Here is a 16,591-nt window from a genome sequence, read left to right on the forward strand (position 1 = left end):
GATCGCAGACCCGCTGCAGCCGTGCGGCACCCTACTGCGCGGCGGATTCCTCGTCGCGCTTGTCGAGCTCGGGAATCATCGGAACGCGCATGCCCCGCTCTTCGGCAACCTCGGCAGCGCGGTCGTAACCGGCGTCGACGTGGCGGATGACGCCCATGCCCGGATCGTTCGTCAGCAGACGGGCGAGCTTCTTCGCAGCCAGCTCGGTGCCGTCGGCCACGGAGACCTGACCGGCGTGGATGGAGCGGCCGATGCCGACGCCGCCGCCGTGGTGGATGGACACCCAGGTGGCACCCGATGAGGTGTTGACCATGGCGTTGAGCAGCGGCCAGTCGGCCACGGCGTCGGTGCCGTCGAGCATCGATTCGGTCTCACGGTAGGGGCTGGCGACCGAGCCGGAGTCGAGGTGGTCACGGCCGATGACGATCGGGGCCGAGATTGCGCCCTCGGCGACGAGCTGGTTGAACAGCAGTCCGGCCTGCTGGCGCTCCTTGTAGCCGAGCCAGCAGATGCGAGCCGGGAGACCTTCGAACTCGACGTACTCATTGGCGGCGTCGAGCCAGGTGTGGAGGTGCTCATTCTCGGGGAAGAGCTCCTTGAGTGCCTTGTCCGTGACCTCGATGTCCTTGGGATCACCGGACAGGGCGACCCACCGGAACGGTCCGAGACCTTCGCAGAAGAGCGGGCGGATGTAGGCGGGGACGAAGCCGGGAAACTCGAAGGCGCGGTCGTAGCCGGCCTTGCGGGCTTCGTCGCGGATCGAGTTGCCGTAGTCGAAGACCTCGGCACCGCGGTCCTGGAACTCCACCATGGCACGCACGTGCTTGGCCATAGATTCCTCGGCGCGGATGGTGAACTTCTCCGCGTCCTGCTCGGCTTCATCACTCCAGTCATCGACGCTGACGCCGATGGGCAGGTAGGACAGCGGGTCATGCGCCGAGGTCTGGTCGGTGACGATGTCGACCTCTGCGGCCTCTGGACGATCGAGGATCATCGGCAGGATCTCAGCGGCGTTGCCGACGAGTCCCACGGACAAGGCCTGCTTGTTCTTCTTGGCCTCGATGACCTTGGCAAGTGCTGTGTCGAGATCGGTCTCGACCTCGTCGAGGTAGCGCTTGGACTTGCGACGGTCGAGGCGGGTCCTGTCGACGTCGATGATGAGGCAGGCACCGCCGTTGAGCGTCACGGACAGCGGCTGGGCGCCGCCCATGCCGCCGCAGCCGCCGGTGATCGTCAGGGTTCCGGCCAAGGTGCCGTTGTAGCGCTTGTCGGCGATGGCGCCGAAGGTCTCGTACGTGCCCTGGAGGATACCCTGAGTGGCGATGTAGATCCAGGAGCCGGCGGTCATCTGGCCGTACATCATGAGACCCTCGGCCTCGAGCTCGCGGAAGTGCTCCCAATTGGCCCAGTCGCCGACGAGGTTGGAGTTGGCGATGAGCACGCGCGGGGCCCATTCGTGGGTGCGCATGACGCCGACCGGCTTACCCGACTGGACGAGGAGGGTCTCATCGTCCTCGAGGTCATCAAGGGTGCGCACGATCGCGTCGTAGGCCTCCCAGGAGCGAGCCGCTCGACCGGTGCCGCCGTAGACGACGAGGTCTTCGGGACGCTCGGCGACCTCGGGGTCGAGATTGTTCATGAGCATGCGCTTGGGCGCTTCGGTCTGCCAGCTCTTGGCTGTGATCTCTGTGCCGCGGTCGGCGCGGATCACGCGTGAGGGATCGTGCTGGGTGAAGCCGGGCTTCGTGGTCATGTGACTCTCCTTGTCGTCGTGTCCGGCAGAGCGGAATGGTTCCGGGGGTTCGGCTGTGCGGAGATTGATTCCTCAGTGCCGGTGTCGTCCCTGACTACACCATCCATTCTGACGGCTGGCGAGAATTGCGACAGTGGTCTGGATCAAGTTCCGTCCGAAATATCGGACACATGTGCCGAGGTCGGGCGTGGCATTCCGCGCCGCTTCCCCATCCATTCATTCCGTCTGCTTCTCAAGACTTATGCCTCCTACTTCTCAATCGAGACGATATCGATTCTGTAAGTAATGATGAAAAGGGCATAGTGTGACGAGTGAATCACCGAATCTCCGAGCATCAGAGAAGAGGAACGACGATGTTCACTGCCCCTACCGCGGTCGTCGCGGGCACCGAGTCCCAGGACCTTCTGACCACCCGTACGCGGGCCCAGAACTGGCGCTCGAAGGAGATCGGAATTCCCGACCGCGACCTCACGAACCAGGCTCTGGCCGATCTTGCGACAACGGCGGCCACCCTCGGCGACCATCCCTTCGAACGCACCGTCGCGGCGATCCAGTCAAGCCGCAGCGGTGACTACCCGATCATCCCCGACATCACCTCGGCCTCCGAGGTCCTGCGCGAATTCCTCCGCGCAGGCCGAATCGACGGCTGGCTCTACGTGCGCGAATCCGACGGTTACGTCCATCCCTACCTCGTGATGACCATCGCGGTCGAACACGGGGACAAGACCCGCGGACCGCGCGTGAAGCTGACTCTCGAGGCCGACAACCCGACGGTCAAGCGCCCCTCCCGAGTTCCGCGCATCCTCTATTTCGAAGACACCGAGATCGTCGGCAAGACGCCCGAAGAGGCACTGACCGCAGCCGGAGCCTTCCACGAGAACCAGTCGCTCAAGGACGAATATTCGACCCGACTGGCCGAGTTCAAGGAGATCATCGAACACGGCTTCGGCTCCCAGTACATCTTCACCGGGCGCGCGATCCGCACCGACGACCACCGCGCGGCCAATCGCCGTGCCGGACGCAAGGTCGTCAACGACGTCGCCCCCGATGAGATCGCCGGCCTGCGCGGATCGACCCCTTCCGTGCTCTTCGACGAAGACGAGCTGGGAACGATTCCGCTGCTCACAGCCGTGCGCGTCTTCGACCTCGGCGCCCAGGACTACATCGACGTCAATACCGGCGACCTCGATGCATACGACTACGACCCGAGCCTGCAGGACAAGCTGGTCCTCCCCGACGAACAGCGTGAGCTGCTGACCATCCTCACCTCGGACATCGGCGTCTTCACCGGTGACATCATCAACGGCAAATCCGCGGGCAACGTCATCCTCGCCAAGGGGCGCCCCGGGGTCGGCAAGACCCTGACCGCCGAGGTGTATGCCGAGGTCATCGGCAAACCGTTGTACTCGATCCACTCCGGATCGCTGGGCATCACCCCCGAGGCCGTGCGGAAGAACCTCGAGGTCATCTTCGACCGAGCCAAGCGCTGGGATGCCGTGCTCCTCCTCGACGAGGCCGATGTCTTCGTCCTCGAACGCGGTCTCGATCTCACCCAGAACGCGATCGTCGCGGAGTTCCTGCGCACCCTCGAATACTTCGATGGGCTCCTCTTCCTCACGACGAACCGGATGAACGGAGTCGACGAGGCGATCCTCGCACGCTGCGCAGCCGTCATCGAATATCACGCCCCGAGTCCCGAGGATGCCCGTCAGATCTGGCAGATCATGGCCCGCGGCAACGACATCGAGCTCGACGCGGTCCTCCTCGACCGCCTGGTCAGCGACTTCGTCGACATCACCGCCCGTGACATCAAGATGGTGCTGCGTCTGGCACTGCGCATCGCCGCCCACCGAGGTGCGGCGCTGAGCATGGACGACTTCATCCACGCCGCTCACTTCCGCGGAATCCATACAGAGGCTGAGGACTCCGCAAGCTCGACGCTGAGAGCAGAACAGTCCGCTCCGGCCACGGCAGGGGCATCCATATGATGCTCGAGACCCGCCAGCTGCAGTACTTCGCCACCGTTGCCGAGGAACGCCACTTCGGCAAGGCGGCCGAGCGCCTCAAGCTGGCTCAACCCTACCTCTCCCAGCAGATCCGCAAGCTCGAACGACAGCTGGGCACCACGCTTCTCAACCGGACCACCCGCACGGTCGCCCTGACCTCGGCGGGAAGCCACCTCCTCGAGCAGGCCCGTCGAGTCCTGTCCGAACTCGACACCCTCGGCACCGAGGTCCAGCTCATCGGCGCCGGACTCAAGGGCCCGCTGCGCCTCGGCTTCACCGGCTCCACAACTTATGGAGTGATGCCGCAGGTCGTGCGCCGCACAGCTATGGCCGCACCCAACCTGCAGTTGGGCGTCAGCGGCGAGATGACCACGCCCCGGCTCGTCTCCCAACTGCTCGAACGCAGCATCGACATCGCGCTCCTGCGCTACGGCTCTCCGGTGAAGGGGCTGAGTTATCAGGTACTCGGACATGAGACCTGCATCCTGGCTGTACCGACCGGTTCACCGCTGGACGACCTCGAGTCGATCACAGCCGCTGAGTTAGCCGAGACGCCCTTGGTCGGCTATCCGGAGAACTCCGTCGTGTCGGCGGTCACGACTGCGTTCCTCTCCGAGCAGTCGACGTCTCCCGACTACTCGATCCGCGCCTCGGAGACCTCGACTCTGATGTCACTGGTCGCCGCCGGGCTGGGGCCCGCCATCGTCCCCCGCACTGCCACTGCCCTGGAGATCCCAGGCGTCCACTTCCGTGAGATCACTCAAGCGCCCCGGACAGAACTCGCGCTGGCGTGGCGAACAGACGAAGAGACCCAGACCGTGACTCGCATGGCCCGGATCATCACCGAGGTGGCCTCTGACGTCATCGACGACACAGCAGCCGATCCGGTGGAGACGCTGACCGATCCGGCCGAGTCGCCCGCCGAACCGAAGGAGAACGCATCGTGAAGATCACCCGCCTGGAGACGGTGCCCTACCGGATCCCGATGAAGAAGCCGCTGAAGTTCTCCAGCGGCGCGGTCCACCACATCGAGCATGTGCTCGTGCGCCTCCACACCGATGAGGGCCTCGTCGGCACCGCGGACATTCCGCCCCGCCCCTTCACCTACGGGGAGACCGTCGAGTCGGTCATCGCCGTCATCAACACGATCTTCTCCGACGCACTCATCGGCGCTGACCCCCTCGACCGCGCGGCGATCCACGCCAAACTGCATCGCACGATCGGCAACCAGACAGCCAAGGGCGGCGTCGACATCGCCCTCTGGGACCTCATCGGCCAGGCGTATTCGACCCCGGTTCACCGTCTCCTGGGCGGATTCGCCTCCTCTCTGGAGGTGACCCACATGCTCGGCTTCTCCCCCACCGAAGCGGTCGTCGACGAAGCATTGTCCTTCCGCGAGACCTACGGAGTCCGCTCGTTCAAGATCAAGGTCGGCCGCCGTCCGGTCTCCCTCGACATCGAACTCGTCACTGCCCTGCGTGAGGCTCTGGGAGCCGAGGCATTCCTCTACCTGGATGCGAACCGAGGCTGGAACGCCACCGAGGCCGCGCAGATGCTGGCGGGCACAGCCGATCTCGATCTGCGCTTCTTTGAAGAACCCAATGATGCCGCCGAGGTGCTCACACGCCGCCAGCTGGTGACGAACTCACCGATTCCGATCATCGCCGACGAATCGGCGCCCAACCTCGGCGATGCCGCCCGGGAGATCCATACCGGCGGAGCCAACGCGCTGTCGATCAAAACGGCTCGAACCGGCTTCACGGAATCCCAGAAGATCCTGTCCTTCGCTGAGGCTCTGGGCCTCGACGTGCTCATGGGCAACCAGATCGACACCCAGCTGGGCAGTGTCGCAACGGTGACCTTCGGTGCGGCGTTCGAGCACTCCTCCAGGTACCCGGCAGAGATGTCGAACTTCCTCGATATGAGCGATGATCTCATCGCCTCCCCGCTGGAGATCAAGGACGGGCACATCCACGCACCCACCGTTCCCGGCGCCGGCACCGCCGTCAACGAGGACAAACTCTCCCACTACCGCACCGACAGATAGCTTCCCAAGGCCGGTGAACCAGCCGGACCTGAGTGATCCACAGAACCCGACGAACACCACATCAACAAAGGAGTAGACATGTCAGAGAACAGTTTCCAGACTGAGACCACCGCTAAGGCAGCGGACTCGGGCGCCAATGCCTCCGCCCGCTTCCGCGAACGCCAGTCCAAGGCCGGCGGCGGAGTCGTCGACCATGAGCGGGTCGCCCTACTGGCTGGCAAGGCCGTCAAGGCTCTGACCGACATCGTCGAAGAGGAGCAGGTCAGCTACGAGGAGTACAACGCACTCAAGGCCTGGTTGATCCAGGTCGGCGAAGACGGCGAATGGCCTCTGTTCCTCGACGTGTGGATCGAGCACGCGGTCGAGGAAGTCGCCAACCAGGACCGTGAAGGTTCCAAGGGCACCATCGAAGGGCCGTACTACCTCGACAACTCACCTGAGGTCGAATGGAACGGCACCATCGACATGCGCCCCGACGAACCGGGCACCCCGTTCGTCTTCAAGGGCCAGGTCACCTCGACCACCGGTGAACCGCTTCCCGGAGCCAAGCTCGAGCTGTGGCACGCCGACAACCTGGGCTTCTACTCCCAGTTCGCTCCGGGTCTGCCCGAGTGGAACCTGCGTGGAACCTTCGTCGCCAACGAAGACGGAGCCTACGAGATCCACACGATCCGTCCCGCTCCCTACCAGATACCCACAGAGGGCGCCTGCGGTCAGCTCATCGAGGCGGCAGGATGGCACGCCTGGCGTCCGGCCCACCTGCACTTCAAGGTCCACGCCCCCGGGCACAAGCTCATCACCTCTCAGCTGTACTTCCCTGGCGATCCGCACAACGACGACGACATCGCCTCGGCGGTCAAGCCCGAGCTTCTGCTCGATCCTCAGGACAACCCGGACGCCGAAGGCGAGATGACGACCTACAACTTCGTCCTCGACCCCGACGATTGAGCTGAGCCCGACGGCAGGACCGACCCCGAGAACTGAGCCGCCTCAGTCACAGAGCAACGCGGAGGGCGCCACGGCAAATGCTGTGGCGCCCTCGCTCATTCATGAGGCCAGAAGATCCAAGTGGCCAGAAGTTCACATTTCTGCAGTCACATCTCCACCATCACACAGACGGCACATCCCCGGACAGGTGCACGGCGGCGAGCTCTGTGCGAGATCGGATCCCGAACTTTCCGTAGATGTGTGTGAGGTGGTACTGCACGGTCTTCTCTGCGATGAAGAGCTTGCGCGAAACCTCGGCGTTGGTCATTCCCTGGACGACGAGGTCGGCCACGGACATCTCCTGCGGGGTCAGCGGCACGTAGCCGCCTGCCTCGACGGAACTCTTGACCGCACCCCTGCCGTTGTCGGTCTCCGACATGCCTCGCCAGGACATTCCGGTAGCGCGCAGCTCCTGATCGCAGTGCTTGATGAGGACCGTGGCGCCCACGCCTTCGTAGAATTCGCGCGCCCTCACCAGGCTCTCCACCGCCTCACGTCGCCGGTTGGCCCGCCGCAGCATCTGGCCGCGGCGCAGCAGCACTTGAGCGGCCGCTGTGTCCTGCTGACTGCGGGTGAAGAGTTCGAGGGCCCGGGAGAAGTCCGCTTCCGCACCCGCGATGTCACCCGTGTCCTGATGGATCCTCGCCGAGGCGAGCGCTGACTGTGCGCGGATGTGTTCGCTGGCTTCGGCGGTGTTCTTCTTGAAATCCGCTGCCACCTGCTGTGCCTGGTCGGAGTGGCCGAGGGTGATGAGCGCATCGACGTATTCGGTGGACCAGGGCCAGAAGGAGGCCCTGTCCTGGGTCCACGAGTCCACGTCAAGCAGCGGCCGCAATGCTGCCGCTCGCCCGTCATGATCTCCTCTCACGCTCGCTGCCACGGCACGCACCAGGCGTGCCGGTACCTGCATGGCCAGATAGTCGCTGAGGATGGCGCTGCTGTCTGCCCGTCTCATCACCTCATCGACGGGGTATCCGCGCCAGAGTTTGATCTCTGCGGCGGTCCAGTTCAGCAGCGGGGCCACGAGAGAGATATTGGCACTGTCGGCTCGCCGCAGACCGATTTCGGCCGTACGCAGACCCTCATCCCATTCGCCGAGGAGATACTGGACCCGGGCCAGCCAGCCGTGAGCCCACAGCGATATCCGCAGGGATCCTCGTTCGTACTGGGTCGGGACGGCGGCTTCGAATTCCCGCACCGCTTCGCGCAGGTCTCCGGCCAGCATCGACACCCATCCCACGCAGAGCCGAACCCTCTGGTTCTGGGCCCCGGTGAGATGACGATCGGAGAGGTCCTCGAGATCCTCCATGGCTTCGCCGATCTTGCCCTGAGCGGCGAAGCCCAGTGCCCGCATCGCATGGGACTCGACGTTCGCGGGTTCGTCGACCCCGCCCAGGGACATCGCCCGGTTCGCCCATTCGCGGACCTTCGGCCCGTCCCAGCGCACCAGGGAATCGAGCGTACGGCGCAGCGCGATCTGTGCGGTGAGCCCGTCGTCGTCCGTGGGCGCGGCGGCGGCCCGGGACAGAAGGTCATCGGCCTGTGCGGCATGTCCCCGGTGGATGGCGACATTGGCCAGGACGGTGTCGCGCAATGTCGAGGGCGCGATGTTCTTGCCGATGTCGATCCAGGGCAGGACCTCAACGACCCGGCCTGCACTGGCCAGGGCGTCGATGCCTGCCAGCAGCTCGTCATCACGGTCGGCCGAAGGCGCCAGGACACGTGCCGCACCGAAGTGCAGCTCAGCAGCGTCGGCCCACCGCCCGAATCTCTCGGCGACGGCAGCTGAGTCCCTGAGGCGACGGGCGAGTTTGCCATCGGCGCCGAGCGCGGCCGTGGCGAGGTGGACAAGGCGTTCGTCTTCCCGGTAGGCGGAGTCAGCGGCCCGTTCGTGAAAGATTCGTCTGGTCGAGGGTGCCATGGCGGCAATGATCACGCGGGCCGAGGTCATGCGGCTCAGAGCCAGGGTGAGCCGTCCGGCCGAGTTCCGTTCGCGGAACACTCCGTGGGCCACACCGAGGTCGACTGCGGGACCCGGATCGAGCAGAGAGGCCACGCTTGCGATGCGTGCAAGGTCCTGGGGGCCGCCGAGGATCGCCAACGCGGAGGCCACATCTGAGACTTCCGTCGAGCCGGTGGCCTCGATCGGGTCGAGGACCTCCCGGATCACACTGTCGGGCATGGGCAGGTCGGCGGGATCTGCCGGCCAGCGGCTCTCGGGCAGCAGGGACAGGATCTCCTGTGCCACGCGCAGACGACCGGAGCTCTGGGCCACGAGCACCGAAGCACCGTGCTCGCCGATGTCGTAGACCTCGTGGGCACGCGCCAGCTCAAGGGCGTCGGCGCGACCGAAGTCCGGGATCGTGACCCTCTCGGACACGGGACTGGTCGTCATGCGCAGAAAATCGCGGTCCACCTCGGCGGACGCCTTCGGATCGACGGCGATGAGGAGCAGGACGCGGGTCCCGCGCAGACGACGCCCCAGCAGGCTGAAGATCTGCAGGCTCTCCGGATCTGCGAGGTGGACGTCGTCGAGGACGACGATGCGCTTCTCCTCATCCTCGCTCTGCAGCTCCTCGAGGAGGGACTCCGCGATCTGCACCCGGTCGCTGGCCGAGCACTCGCCGTCGACGGACTGCCAGATGGGGTCCCTTGTGCGCAGCTGCCCGAGCATCGCGTAGGGCACCTCTCGGCTCCATTCCGCGCCGACGAGGATCTCACAGTCATCATCGGTCTCGTCCTGGACGGCCCGCAGGACACTGGACTTGCCGGATCCGGAACCTCCCTCGAGGACGAGGACCCGACCGCCGCTGTCAGCGATCGAGTCCCACAGCTCGAGCACGGAGTCCAGGGCCTGAGCAGGACCGGGAAGAAGGTCGCGCCGGCCGATGCCTGCGATTGGTTCGTCTATCCCTGATCACCGCCGCCGATGGGCAGAACGGAACCGTTGATGTAGGACGCTGCGTCCGAGGCGAGGAAGACGATGGGCCACGCCTGTTCCGGCAAGGTCCCATACCTCTTGAACAGGCTGGACTCGGTCGTCTGTGTCACGACTTCGCGGAACCATCCTTGTTCCTCCTCGGTCTGGGCTCCCGGACCCCTGGGGATCCGGCGTTCTGGTGCTTCGGTGCCGCCGGGTGCGGTGGCCACGATCCGAACTCCCGCCTCGGCGGCCTCCATGGCCAGTGAAGCGGTCAGCGCGTTGACCCCGCCCTTCGCAGCGGAGTACGGGACTCGGTTGATGCCACGTGTGGCGATCGACGACACGTTGACAATGGTACCTGTCCCCCGTGACTTCATCTCGGGGAGAATCGCCCGGCACATCCACATCGTCGGGAACAGGGAGCGGCGGATCTCGGCTTCGATCTTCTCGGGCTCGTAGAGTTCGTAGGGTTTGGCCCAGATGGTGCCGCCGACGGCGTTGATGCAGACGTCGGGGAAGCGCAGCTTCTTCGCCGCCTCGGTGACGACGTGTTCCGCGCCCTCCCAGGTTTCAAGATCGCCGAGCACCGTCGCCGAGGTGAGGCTTCGTCCTCGTGCATCAGCGATGGCCTTCGCCTCGGTCTCGGTCTCCAGCACGAGGTCCGAGCGGTCGGACAGGATCAGGTCCGCGCCCTGAGCGGCCGCGAGGAGGGCGGTTTCGCGCCCGATGCCCTGTGCGGCTCCGGTGATGAGGACGAGCTTGCCGGCCAGCAGCCCCTGCTCGACGAGCGGATCAGGACTCATGCGGGACCACCTTGCTCATGGTCGCACGGGAGTGCTCACTGTGGGCGCGCAGGACACGGCGGGCGGCTTCGATGTCGTTGTTCTCGAAGGCGTCGACGAGTTCGAAGTGCTCCTTGTCGACCTCGGGTGCGATCCAGCCGCCGTTCTTCAGCGCTTCGACGATCTGGCTTTGGACCTGCAGGCGGCGGAAGCTTTCGAGGAAGGCAGGGTTGTCGGAGAGGATGAAGAGGTATTCGTGGAATTCCTCGTTGAGCTTGCCGAACTCCTCAGCGTCAAGGATCTCGTCGCCTTTGAGCTTCGTCGACACGTTCTCCGCCAGGCGGCGGAACTGTTCGAGCTGCTTGTCGGTCAGCCTGCCCATGAGCAGTTCCGTCACGGCGAGTTCGAGGCCGGTGCGGGCCTCGAGATGGGCCATCGAGTCCTGGTGGGTGAAGGAGAGGCGGCCGGTCTCTATCGACGAGACGGCTTCCCCGGCACTGACCTTGTCACCGGATTCCTTGATCGACTCGGTGCTCATCGGTGCACCCGATTCGTCGTCATCGGTCGAGCCCTTGGGTGCGAAGCGTTCGTAGTAGAAGTTGGCCGGGGTGATTCCCTCGTCGCCGAGCCACTTCGAGACCGCGTCGACCATCGGCGGTGGACCGCAGAGGTAGATGTCGACGTCGCCGCCGGCCAAGTGCTCGTCATTGAGGAATTGGGTGACATAGCCCTTCTGCTCAGCGGTGGTCTCCGGGGAGGACACACAGTAGCTGTAGGTCAGCGTGCTGATCTTCTTCGCGTATTCGTCGAGGATGTCGAGGCCCACGAGGTCCGAGTCGTTGGTGACGCCGTAGACGAGGTGGATGGGCTGGTCGGTTCCGTCGTCTGCGATCTTCTCGAGGATCGACAGGATCGGGGCGAGTCCGGTTCCGCCTGCCAGCAGCAGCATGCGACGCTTCGGAGGTCGGAGGAAGAACGTTCCGAACGGACCGGTCATCGTCAGCTTGTCACCGATCGCGGCACGCTCGGTGAGGAAGGTCGACATGGCACCGCCCGGGGTGTTGCGCACCATGAAGGAGGTCTTCTCGACCTTCGGGCCGGAGCTGAAGGAGTAGGAACGGGCCTGATCCGTGCCCGGGACCTGGAGGTTCATGTACTGCCCCGGCAGGTAGGCAAGATCATCACGCTTGTCCACGGCCAGGGTGAAGCTGACCGTGGAGTCCGCGTGGAACTCCAAGTCGACGATCTCGGTCTCGAACTCCGAGGCCGAAGTCTTCGCGATGTCCGAGGTCGTGGGCACGTCGATGACCATGTCGGACTCGGGAGTGGCCTGGCAGGTCAGAACGTATCCGGCCTCAAGCTCCTCCTCCGTCATCGCATCGTCGATGAAGTCGCCCGGGTCGAACTCGCCCGAGGTGCAGAAGGACTTGCATGTTCCGCAGGCCCCGTCGCGGCAGTCAGACGGAAGGTTGATCCGTGCCTTGAAGGCGGCTTCCATCACGGTCTCGTACGGGTTGACCTTGATGATCTTGGTGACGCCATCTTCGAAGCTGATGGCTACGTCGTTGCTCATGGTTGTCCTTCTTGTCTCTCGGGCTGCGCGTCCTCACGCAGATGGTCATTCGCGATCAACGCGGTTCAGATCATGTAGATGTCGATGAGCTGATGCACGGTGTCGTTCTTGAGGATGACCTTCTTGGCCGTGATCACCGGGCTCTGGCCGGAGATGTCGAGCGTGTAGAGGCTGTGACCGTAGTAGGTCAGCGTGGACTGGTACCGGTAGTAGTGGGTGGTCCAACTGAAGCGAGCCTCCACCGTGTCACCGTCACGTCTGAGGAACTCCACGCCGCTGATGTTGTGCTCGGTGCGCGGCTCCGGCATCGATGTGGCGGCCGACCGGTCGGTCCTGATGCGGAAGACTCTGTCTTCGAGTCCGCTGCGGTTCGGGTACCAGATGAGTGAGATCTCGTTCTGGGGGTCCGTGGTCAAAGTGTCGTCGACGTCCCAGGCCGGCATCCAGAACGGAGCGTCGGGGTGGTAGCACTCCAGCCACTCCTCGAAGTTCCATTCGTCGAGGAGCCTGGCCTCACGGTAGAGGAACTGGCGGATCCATTCTGAGGTCTCGGGATCGACGATCAGTGCGGACTTCGTCGCAGGTGCTGTCATGGTCATGATTGCAGGTTCCTTTCTTACTGCTGCTGCCGTGCGGCGGCGCGAGCGTCCTCTGTGGCGAGAGCGTCAATCATCACCGACTGCCAATACTCGTGCTGGACCGGGTAGAGTCCCTCGTCCTCGGTCTTCGCGCCCGAGGCGATCGGGTTGATGCCCAGTTCCTTGGCCTGCTCGTCGGGGCCCTCGATCTGGTGTTCCTGGCCGCGGGACATGTCGTTCCACGGTGCCGCCGAAGCCTGGTAGGTCTTGTGCGCCGACCGGAATTCCTCGAGGTCGTCGGGTGTCGCCATTCCGGTGGCGTTGAAGAAGTCCTCATACTGGCGGATGCGGTTGGCCCGGGCCTCCTGGGATTCGCCCTTGGGGGCGATGCAGAAGGTCGTGACCTCGGTCAGGTCGGCAGCGATCGGGCGGATGTGCCGGATCTGCGAACTGAACTGGTCCATGAGGTAGACGTTGGGGTAGAGACAGAGGTTGCGGGAGATGTTGGTCATGAAGTTGGCCATCGTCTCGCCGTACTGCTCGACGAGGCGTTCGCGCTCGGACCACAGGGACCGGTCCTCGGGGTTCGTCCACTCCTGCCATAGCAGCAGGTGGCCGTAGGGGAAGGAGTAGAAGCCGCCGGCGACCTTGCCCCAACCGCCGGCATCCATCGCCTTGGTCTCGTTCTCCGACTCACCGGATTTGCGGCGTGCGGTGGTGGCCGCGTAGTTCCAGTGCACCGAGGTCACGTGGTAGCCGTCGGCACCGTTTTCGGCCTGGAGCTTCCAGTTGCCTTCATAGGTGTAGGTGGTGGCGCCCTTGAGGATCTCGAGGCCGTCCGGTGACTGGTCGACGACGGAGTCGATGATGACCCGGGTGTCGCCGAGGTGGTCCTCAAGGGGCTGCACATCAGGGTTGAGTGAGCCGAAGAGGAACCCGCGGTAGTTTTCGAAGCGCGCGACCTTGGTCAGGTCGTGTGAGCCTTCCTTGTTGAACTGCTCCGGGTAGCCGCCGTTGCGTCCGTCCTTGACCTTCAGCAGCTCACCGGAGTTGCGGAAGGTCCAGCCGTGGAAGGGGCACGTCAGGGTGGTGCGGTTGTCGGTCTTGCGGCGGCAGAGCATCGCCCCGCGGTGGGCACAGGCGTTGATGAGGCAGTTGAGTCCGCCCTGCTTGTCCCGGGTGATCATGATGGGCTGTCGACCGATGTAGGTCGTGAAGTAGTCGCCGATCTCGGGGATCTGGGATTCGTGGGCGAGGTAGATCCAGTTGCCTTCGAAGATGTACTTCATCTCGAGCTCAAAGGTCTCTTCGTCGGTGAAGATCTGCCGATTGACGCGGCGGACTCCCTCTTCGGGCCGTTCCTGGACTCCGTTCGCGATGAGATCTCGAGTGTCAGCGCTGAAATCGAGGGTATCGGTCATGGTGAGCCTCCATTGGTCTCTCGTTGAGTAGGTCGCTTGTCGATGGGCATCGTGCTGGTCGTCGGCCTGCCGCCGATGAGTTGACCACTCCATCCTGGTCCCCGGTGATGCAGTTCACACCAGGGGGACCCCTAGGAGTGACCTAGGGCATCAGGACTGGGGTTCTCAGGGCCTGTCATGCAGGTCTGCGACCCGTAATGTGACCGGTGACCTCACAGCGAAAACTGCTGTCGACTCGGCAGGGGCAACTGCCGGAGTTCATCTAAGTCTCTGCGCGCACAAGGGTGTTCTGCGCGGATGAGGAAAGGACTGCAATCGTGAATCGCATCGAAGCGCTGTATTCGGATCTCTCACGTCTCGGACGGGAAACGGAGATGATGGACACCGTCATCACGATGCTCGCCGACGATCTTTTAGAGTCGACGACTGCCGACGGACACAGCAGGCAGGTCGTCATCTCCCGCGTCGTGGACGGCGGATTCGAACTCGCCGATCTCATCGGGCAGAAGCTGAACCTGCCGGCAACCGACGATGACCAGACCGACGATGTCCGTGCCCGCTATCGCCGGTGCCATCTCGCCTTCACCGCTGCCGCCGCTCAGCTGGCCAAGCTGCCCGAGGACACCGTCTTCGACTACCGCGGCCTCCAACTGACCCCAGGCGACATCGTGCCGCAGCGGATCGGGGAGATCGTCATCGCCCACGATTCTCTGGGCACCGCGTGGACCATCGAAGAGGCGGATCCCGATTCCGCCCTCGACGCACTGGAGACCCTGATCAGACGCCTGACGATCGCCGAGGAGGCACCCGCTTTGGTCCTGGACTCGACCGAGGGCGACCACTGGGCGATCGGTGACAACGGCCAGGCCGTCAGCGGTGACCGTGAGGATCTCGTCCAGTGGCTGGCCTGGGGCTACCCCGGTGAGCTGGAATCCGACCGCGAGCTGCCCACTCTGCCCACACTTCCGCGCTGGACCTGAGCACCGACGCTCACATCCGACCACACCCCCTGACCACCTCGGCAGGGGGGTGCCCCGGAACCTCTCCGAGGGCCGATCAACGCACCGACCTGAAGGACTGAAGACCATGTCGCACACACTTGTCAGCGCACAACCTGCGCAGGAACGGAAGACAGCGGGCTGGGTGGCGTTCATCGCCTGCGGCGCTCTCGTCTTCGACGGCTACGACCTCACCATCTACGGCACCATCATGCCCACGCTGCTCAACGACCCCTCCCAGCTGGGTGCCCTCGACCCATCTACGGCAGGACTCCTCGGCTCCTACGCTATGCTCGGCGTCCTCGTCGGAGCGCTGACCTGCGGGGCAGTCGGAGACTGGCTGGGACGCCGCCGCCTCCTGCTCGTGAGCATCTCCTGGTTCTCACTCGGAATGCTCTTCACCGCGTTCGCCACCTCCGTGATGGCCTTCGGCATCCTCCGCTTCCTCAGCGGCCTGGGCCTCGGTGCGGTGTTGGCGGTAGCCGGGGCCACCATGGCGGAGTTCGCCCCCGCGAACAAGCGCAACCTCTACAACGCCATCGTCTACTCCGGTGTCCCGGCCGGCGGCGTGCTGGCTGCAGGACTGGGAATCATCCTCCTTGAGCCCCTGGGATGGCGCGGACTCTTCATCATCGGTGCCGCTCCCCTCATGTTGGTGCCCATCGCCTTCTTCAAGGTCCCTGAATCGCCGAGGTGGCTGCTCACTCGCGGCCGCCGCGAGGAGGCAATCGCAACCGCTCGTCGTGCGGGCACTCCCTTGGTCGACGATTCCCAGCTGGTCACCGATTCGGCGTCGGTCGAACGCACCGGCTTCGCCGCTCTGCTCACGCCGCGCTGGCGCATGGCCACCATCTTCCTCGGGTTCCTGTCCTTCGCCGGCCTCCTCCTGACATACGGCCTCAACACCTGGCTGCCGGAGATCATGCAGGGCTACGGTTATGACACCTCGGGGTCCCTGGCCTTCCTCCTCATCCTCAACGGAGGTGCCGTCATCGGCGCCCTCATCGGCTCGAAGATCGCCGATCGCTTCAGCCCTCGTCCGATCATCGTCTCCACCTTCGTTCTCGCCGCGATCACGCTCACCCTGATGACCTTCCAGCTGCCGATCGCCTTCCTCTTCGCGTTCATCGCCATGGCCGGAGTCGGAACCCTTGGCACACAGGTTCTCGGCTACGGATACGTCTCGACGTACTACACGACGAACGCGCGGTCGGCGGGTGTGGCCTGGTTCGCCGGGTTCGGGCGCATCGGCGGGGTCATCGGCCCGTTCATCGGCGGGTTCATCGCCTCTATCGGACTCGGAGGGGCACAGGCGTTCTACGTGTTCGCCGGTGTCGCTCTGTTCGGCGCACTGATGGCCTATCTGGTTCCCAGGCAGCCTGACCTCGAAACCGCCGGCACAGACCAAGCGGCCACACCCGCGACTACAGCCACGACTACCGACCGAACTCCCCTGACCCCGAACGACGCCGCAGCGACGTCCCACCCGCAGAGCTGACAACGACCACGAGACGAGATATCAC

The 16,591-nt window shown here is 64.5% G+C and carries 12 protein-coding genes; 6 read left to right on the plus strand and 6 right to left on the minus strand.

Annotated features, from left to right (window positions below; genetic code table 11):
• Positions 1-31: 31 nt before the first annotated feature.
• Positions 32-1,753, minus strand: coding sequence for a urocanate hydratase (hutU, locus tag JTF07_RS11900; protein WP_204234476.1), 1,722 nt, complete (start codon positions 1,751-1,753; stop codon positions 32-34).
• A gap of 353 nt (positions 1,754-2,106) precedes the next feature.
• On the opposite strand from hutU, the gene JTF07_RS11905 reads away from it, so the two are divergent.
• From JTF07_RS11905 to catA, 4 genes are all read left to right on the plus strand, one after another.
• A complete protein-coding gene (locus JTF07_RS11905) occupies positions 2,107-3,741 on the plus strand; it encodes an ATP-binding protein (protein WP_204234477.1) in 1,635 nt (544 codons plus the stop codon).
• On the plus strand, positions 3,738-4,706 hold the full coding sequence (locus JTF07_RS11910; RefSeq protein WP_204234478.1) for a LysR family transcriptional regulator: 969 nt from the start codon (positions 3,738-3,740) through the stop codon (positions 4,704-4,706). Before JTF07_RS11905 ends, JTF07_RS11910 begins: the two co-directional genes overlap by 4 nt.
• Positions 4,703-5,806 (plus strand): mandelate racemase/muconate lactonizing enzyme family protein, encoded by a 1,104-nt coding sequence (locus JTF07_RS11915; protein WP_204234479.1) that lies wholly within the window; start codon positions 4,703-4,705, stop codon positions 5,804-5,806. The genes JTF07_RS11910 and JTF07_RS11915 overlap by 4 nt, the downstream gene beginning before the upstream one ends.
• Positions 5,807-5,884: 78 nt before the next feature.
• Positions 5,885-6,754 (plus strand): catechol 1,2-dioxygenase, encoded by an 870-nt coding sequence (gene catA, locus JTF07_RS11920; RefSeq protein ID WP_204234480.1) that lies wholly within the window; start codon positions 5,885-5,887, stop codon positions 6,752-6,754.
• A gap of 160 nt (positions 6,755-6,914) precedes the next feature.
• On the opposite strand, the gene JTF07_RS11925 is transcribed toward catA, so the two are convergent.
• The 5 genes from JTF07_RS11925 to benA all read right to left on the minus strand — a co-directional run bounded on the left by JTF07_RS11925 (position 6,915) and on the right by benA (position 14,070).
• Positions 6,915-9,704 (minus strand): LuxR C-terminal-related transcriptional regulator, encoded by a 2,790-nt coding sequence (locus JTF07_RS11925; RefSeq protein ID WP_353843963.1) that lies wholly within the window; start codon positions 9,702-9,704, stop codon positions 6,915-6,917.
• Positions 9,701-10,519, minus strand: coding sequence for a benzoate diol dehydrogenase BenD (gene benD, locus JTF07_RS11930; RefSeq protein ID WP_204234482.1), 819 nt, complete (start codon positions 10,517-10,519; stop codon positions 9,701-9,703). The genes JTF07_RS11925 and benD overlap by 4 nt, the downstream gene beginning before the upstream one ends.
• Positions 10,509-12,071: a benzoate 1,2-dioxygenase electron transfer component BenC gene (gene benC / locus JTF07_RS11935; RefSeq protein WP_204234483.1), complete on the minus strand. Its 1,563-nt coding sequence runs from the start codon at positions 12,069-12,071 to the stop codon at positions 10,509-10,511. Before benC ends, benD begins: the two co-directional genes overlap by 11 nt.
• Positions 12,072-12,136: 65 nt before the next feature.
• A complete protein-coding gene (gene benB, locus JTF07_RS11940) occupies positions 12,137-12,670 on the minus strand; it encodes a benzoate 1,2-dioxygenase small subunit (protein ID WP_286672956.1) in 534 nt (177 codons plus the stop codon).
• Between the two features lie 17 nt (positions 12,671-12,687).
• Positions 12,688-14,070, minus strand: a complete 1,383-nt coding sequence (gene benA / locus JTF07_RS11945; protein ID WP_204234484.1) for a benzoate 1,2-dioxygenase large subunit — start codon at positions 14,068-14,070, stop codon at positions 12,688-12,690.
• Between the two features lie 317 nt (positions 14,071-14,387).
• On the opposite strand from benA, the gene JTF07_RS11950 reads away from it, so the two are divergent.
• Together JTF07_RS11950 and JTF07_RS11955 are read left to right on the plus strand one after the other, a co-directional pair.
• Positions 14,388-15,050, plus strand: coding sequence for a DinB family protein (locus JTF07_RS11950; RefSeq protein ID WP_204234485.1), 663 nt, complete (start codon positions 14,388-14,390; stop codon positions 15,048-15,050).
• A gap of 106 nt (positions 15,051-15,156) precedes the next feature.
• Positions 15,157-16,566: an MFS transporter gene (locus tag JTF07_RS11955; protein WP_204234486.1), complete on the plus strand. Its 1,410-nt coding sequence runs from the start codon at positions 15,157-15,159 to the stop codon at positions 16,564-16,566.
• The last annotated feature ends 25 nt before the right edge of the window (positions 16,567-16,591 follow it).

This window comes from Brevibacterium sp. RIT 803 (assembly GCF_016892625.1).
Taxonomy (GTDB): Bacteria; Actinomycetota; Actinomycetes; order Actinomycetales; family Brevibacteriaceae; genus Brevibacterium.

What these genes read in the sequence shown, in the direction of transcription:
- hutU (WP_204234476.1), bottom strand. Translation starts at nt 1,753, where the DNA reads ATGACCACGAAGCCCGGCTTCACCCAGCACGATCCCTCACGCGTGATC.
- JTF07_RS11905 (WP_204234477.1), top strand. Translation starts at nt 2,107, where the DNA reads ATGTTCACTGCCCCTACCGCGGTCGTCGCGGGCACCGAGTCCCAGGAC.
- JTF07_RS11910 (WP_204234478.1), top strand. Translation starts at nt 3,738, where the DNA reads ATGATGCTCGAGACCCGCCAGCTGCAGTACTTCGCCACCGTTGCCGAG.
- catA (WP_204234480.1), top strand. Translation starts at nt 5,885, where the DNA reads ATGTCAGAGAACAGTTTCCAGACTGAGACCACCGCTAAGGCAGCGGAC.
- benD (WP_204234482.1), bottom strand. Translation starts at nt 10,519, where the DNA reads ATGAGTCCTGATCCGCTCGTCGAGCAGGGGCTGCTGGCCGGCAAGCTC.
- benC (WP_204234483.1), bottom strand. Translation starts at nt 12,071, where the DNA reads ATGAGCAACGACGTAGCCATCAGCTTCGAAGATGGCGTCACCAAGATC.
- benB (WP_286672956.1), bottom strand. Translation starts at nt 12,670, where the DNA reads ATGACCATGACAGCACCTGCGACGAAGTCCGCACTGATCGTCGATCCC.
- benA (WP_204234484.1), bottom strand. Translation starts at nt 14,070, where the DNA reads ATGACCGATACCCTCGATTTCAGCGCTGACACTCGAGATCTCATCGCG.
- JTF07_RS11955 (WP_204234486.1), top strand. Translation starts at nt 15,157, where the DNA reads ATGTCGCACACACTTGTCAGCGCACAACCTGCGCAGGAACGGAAGACA.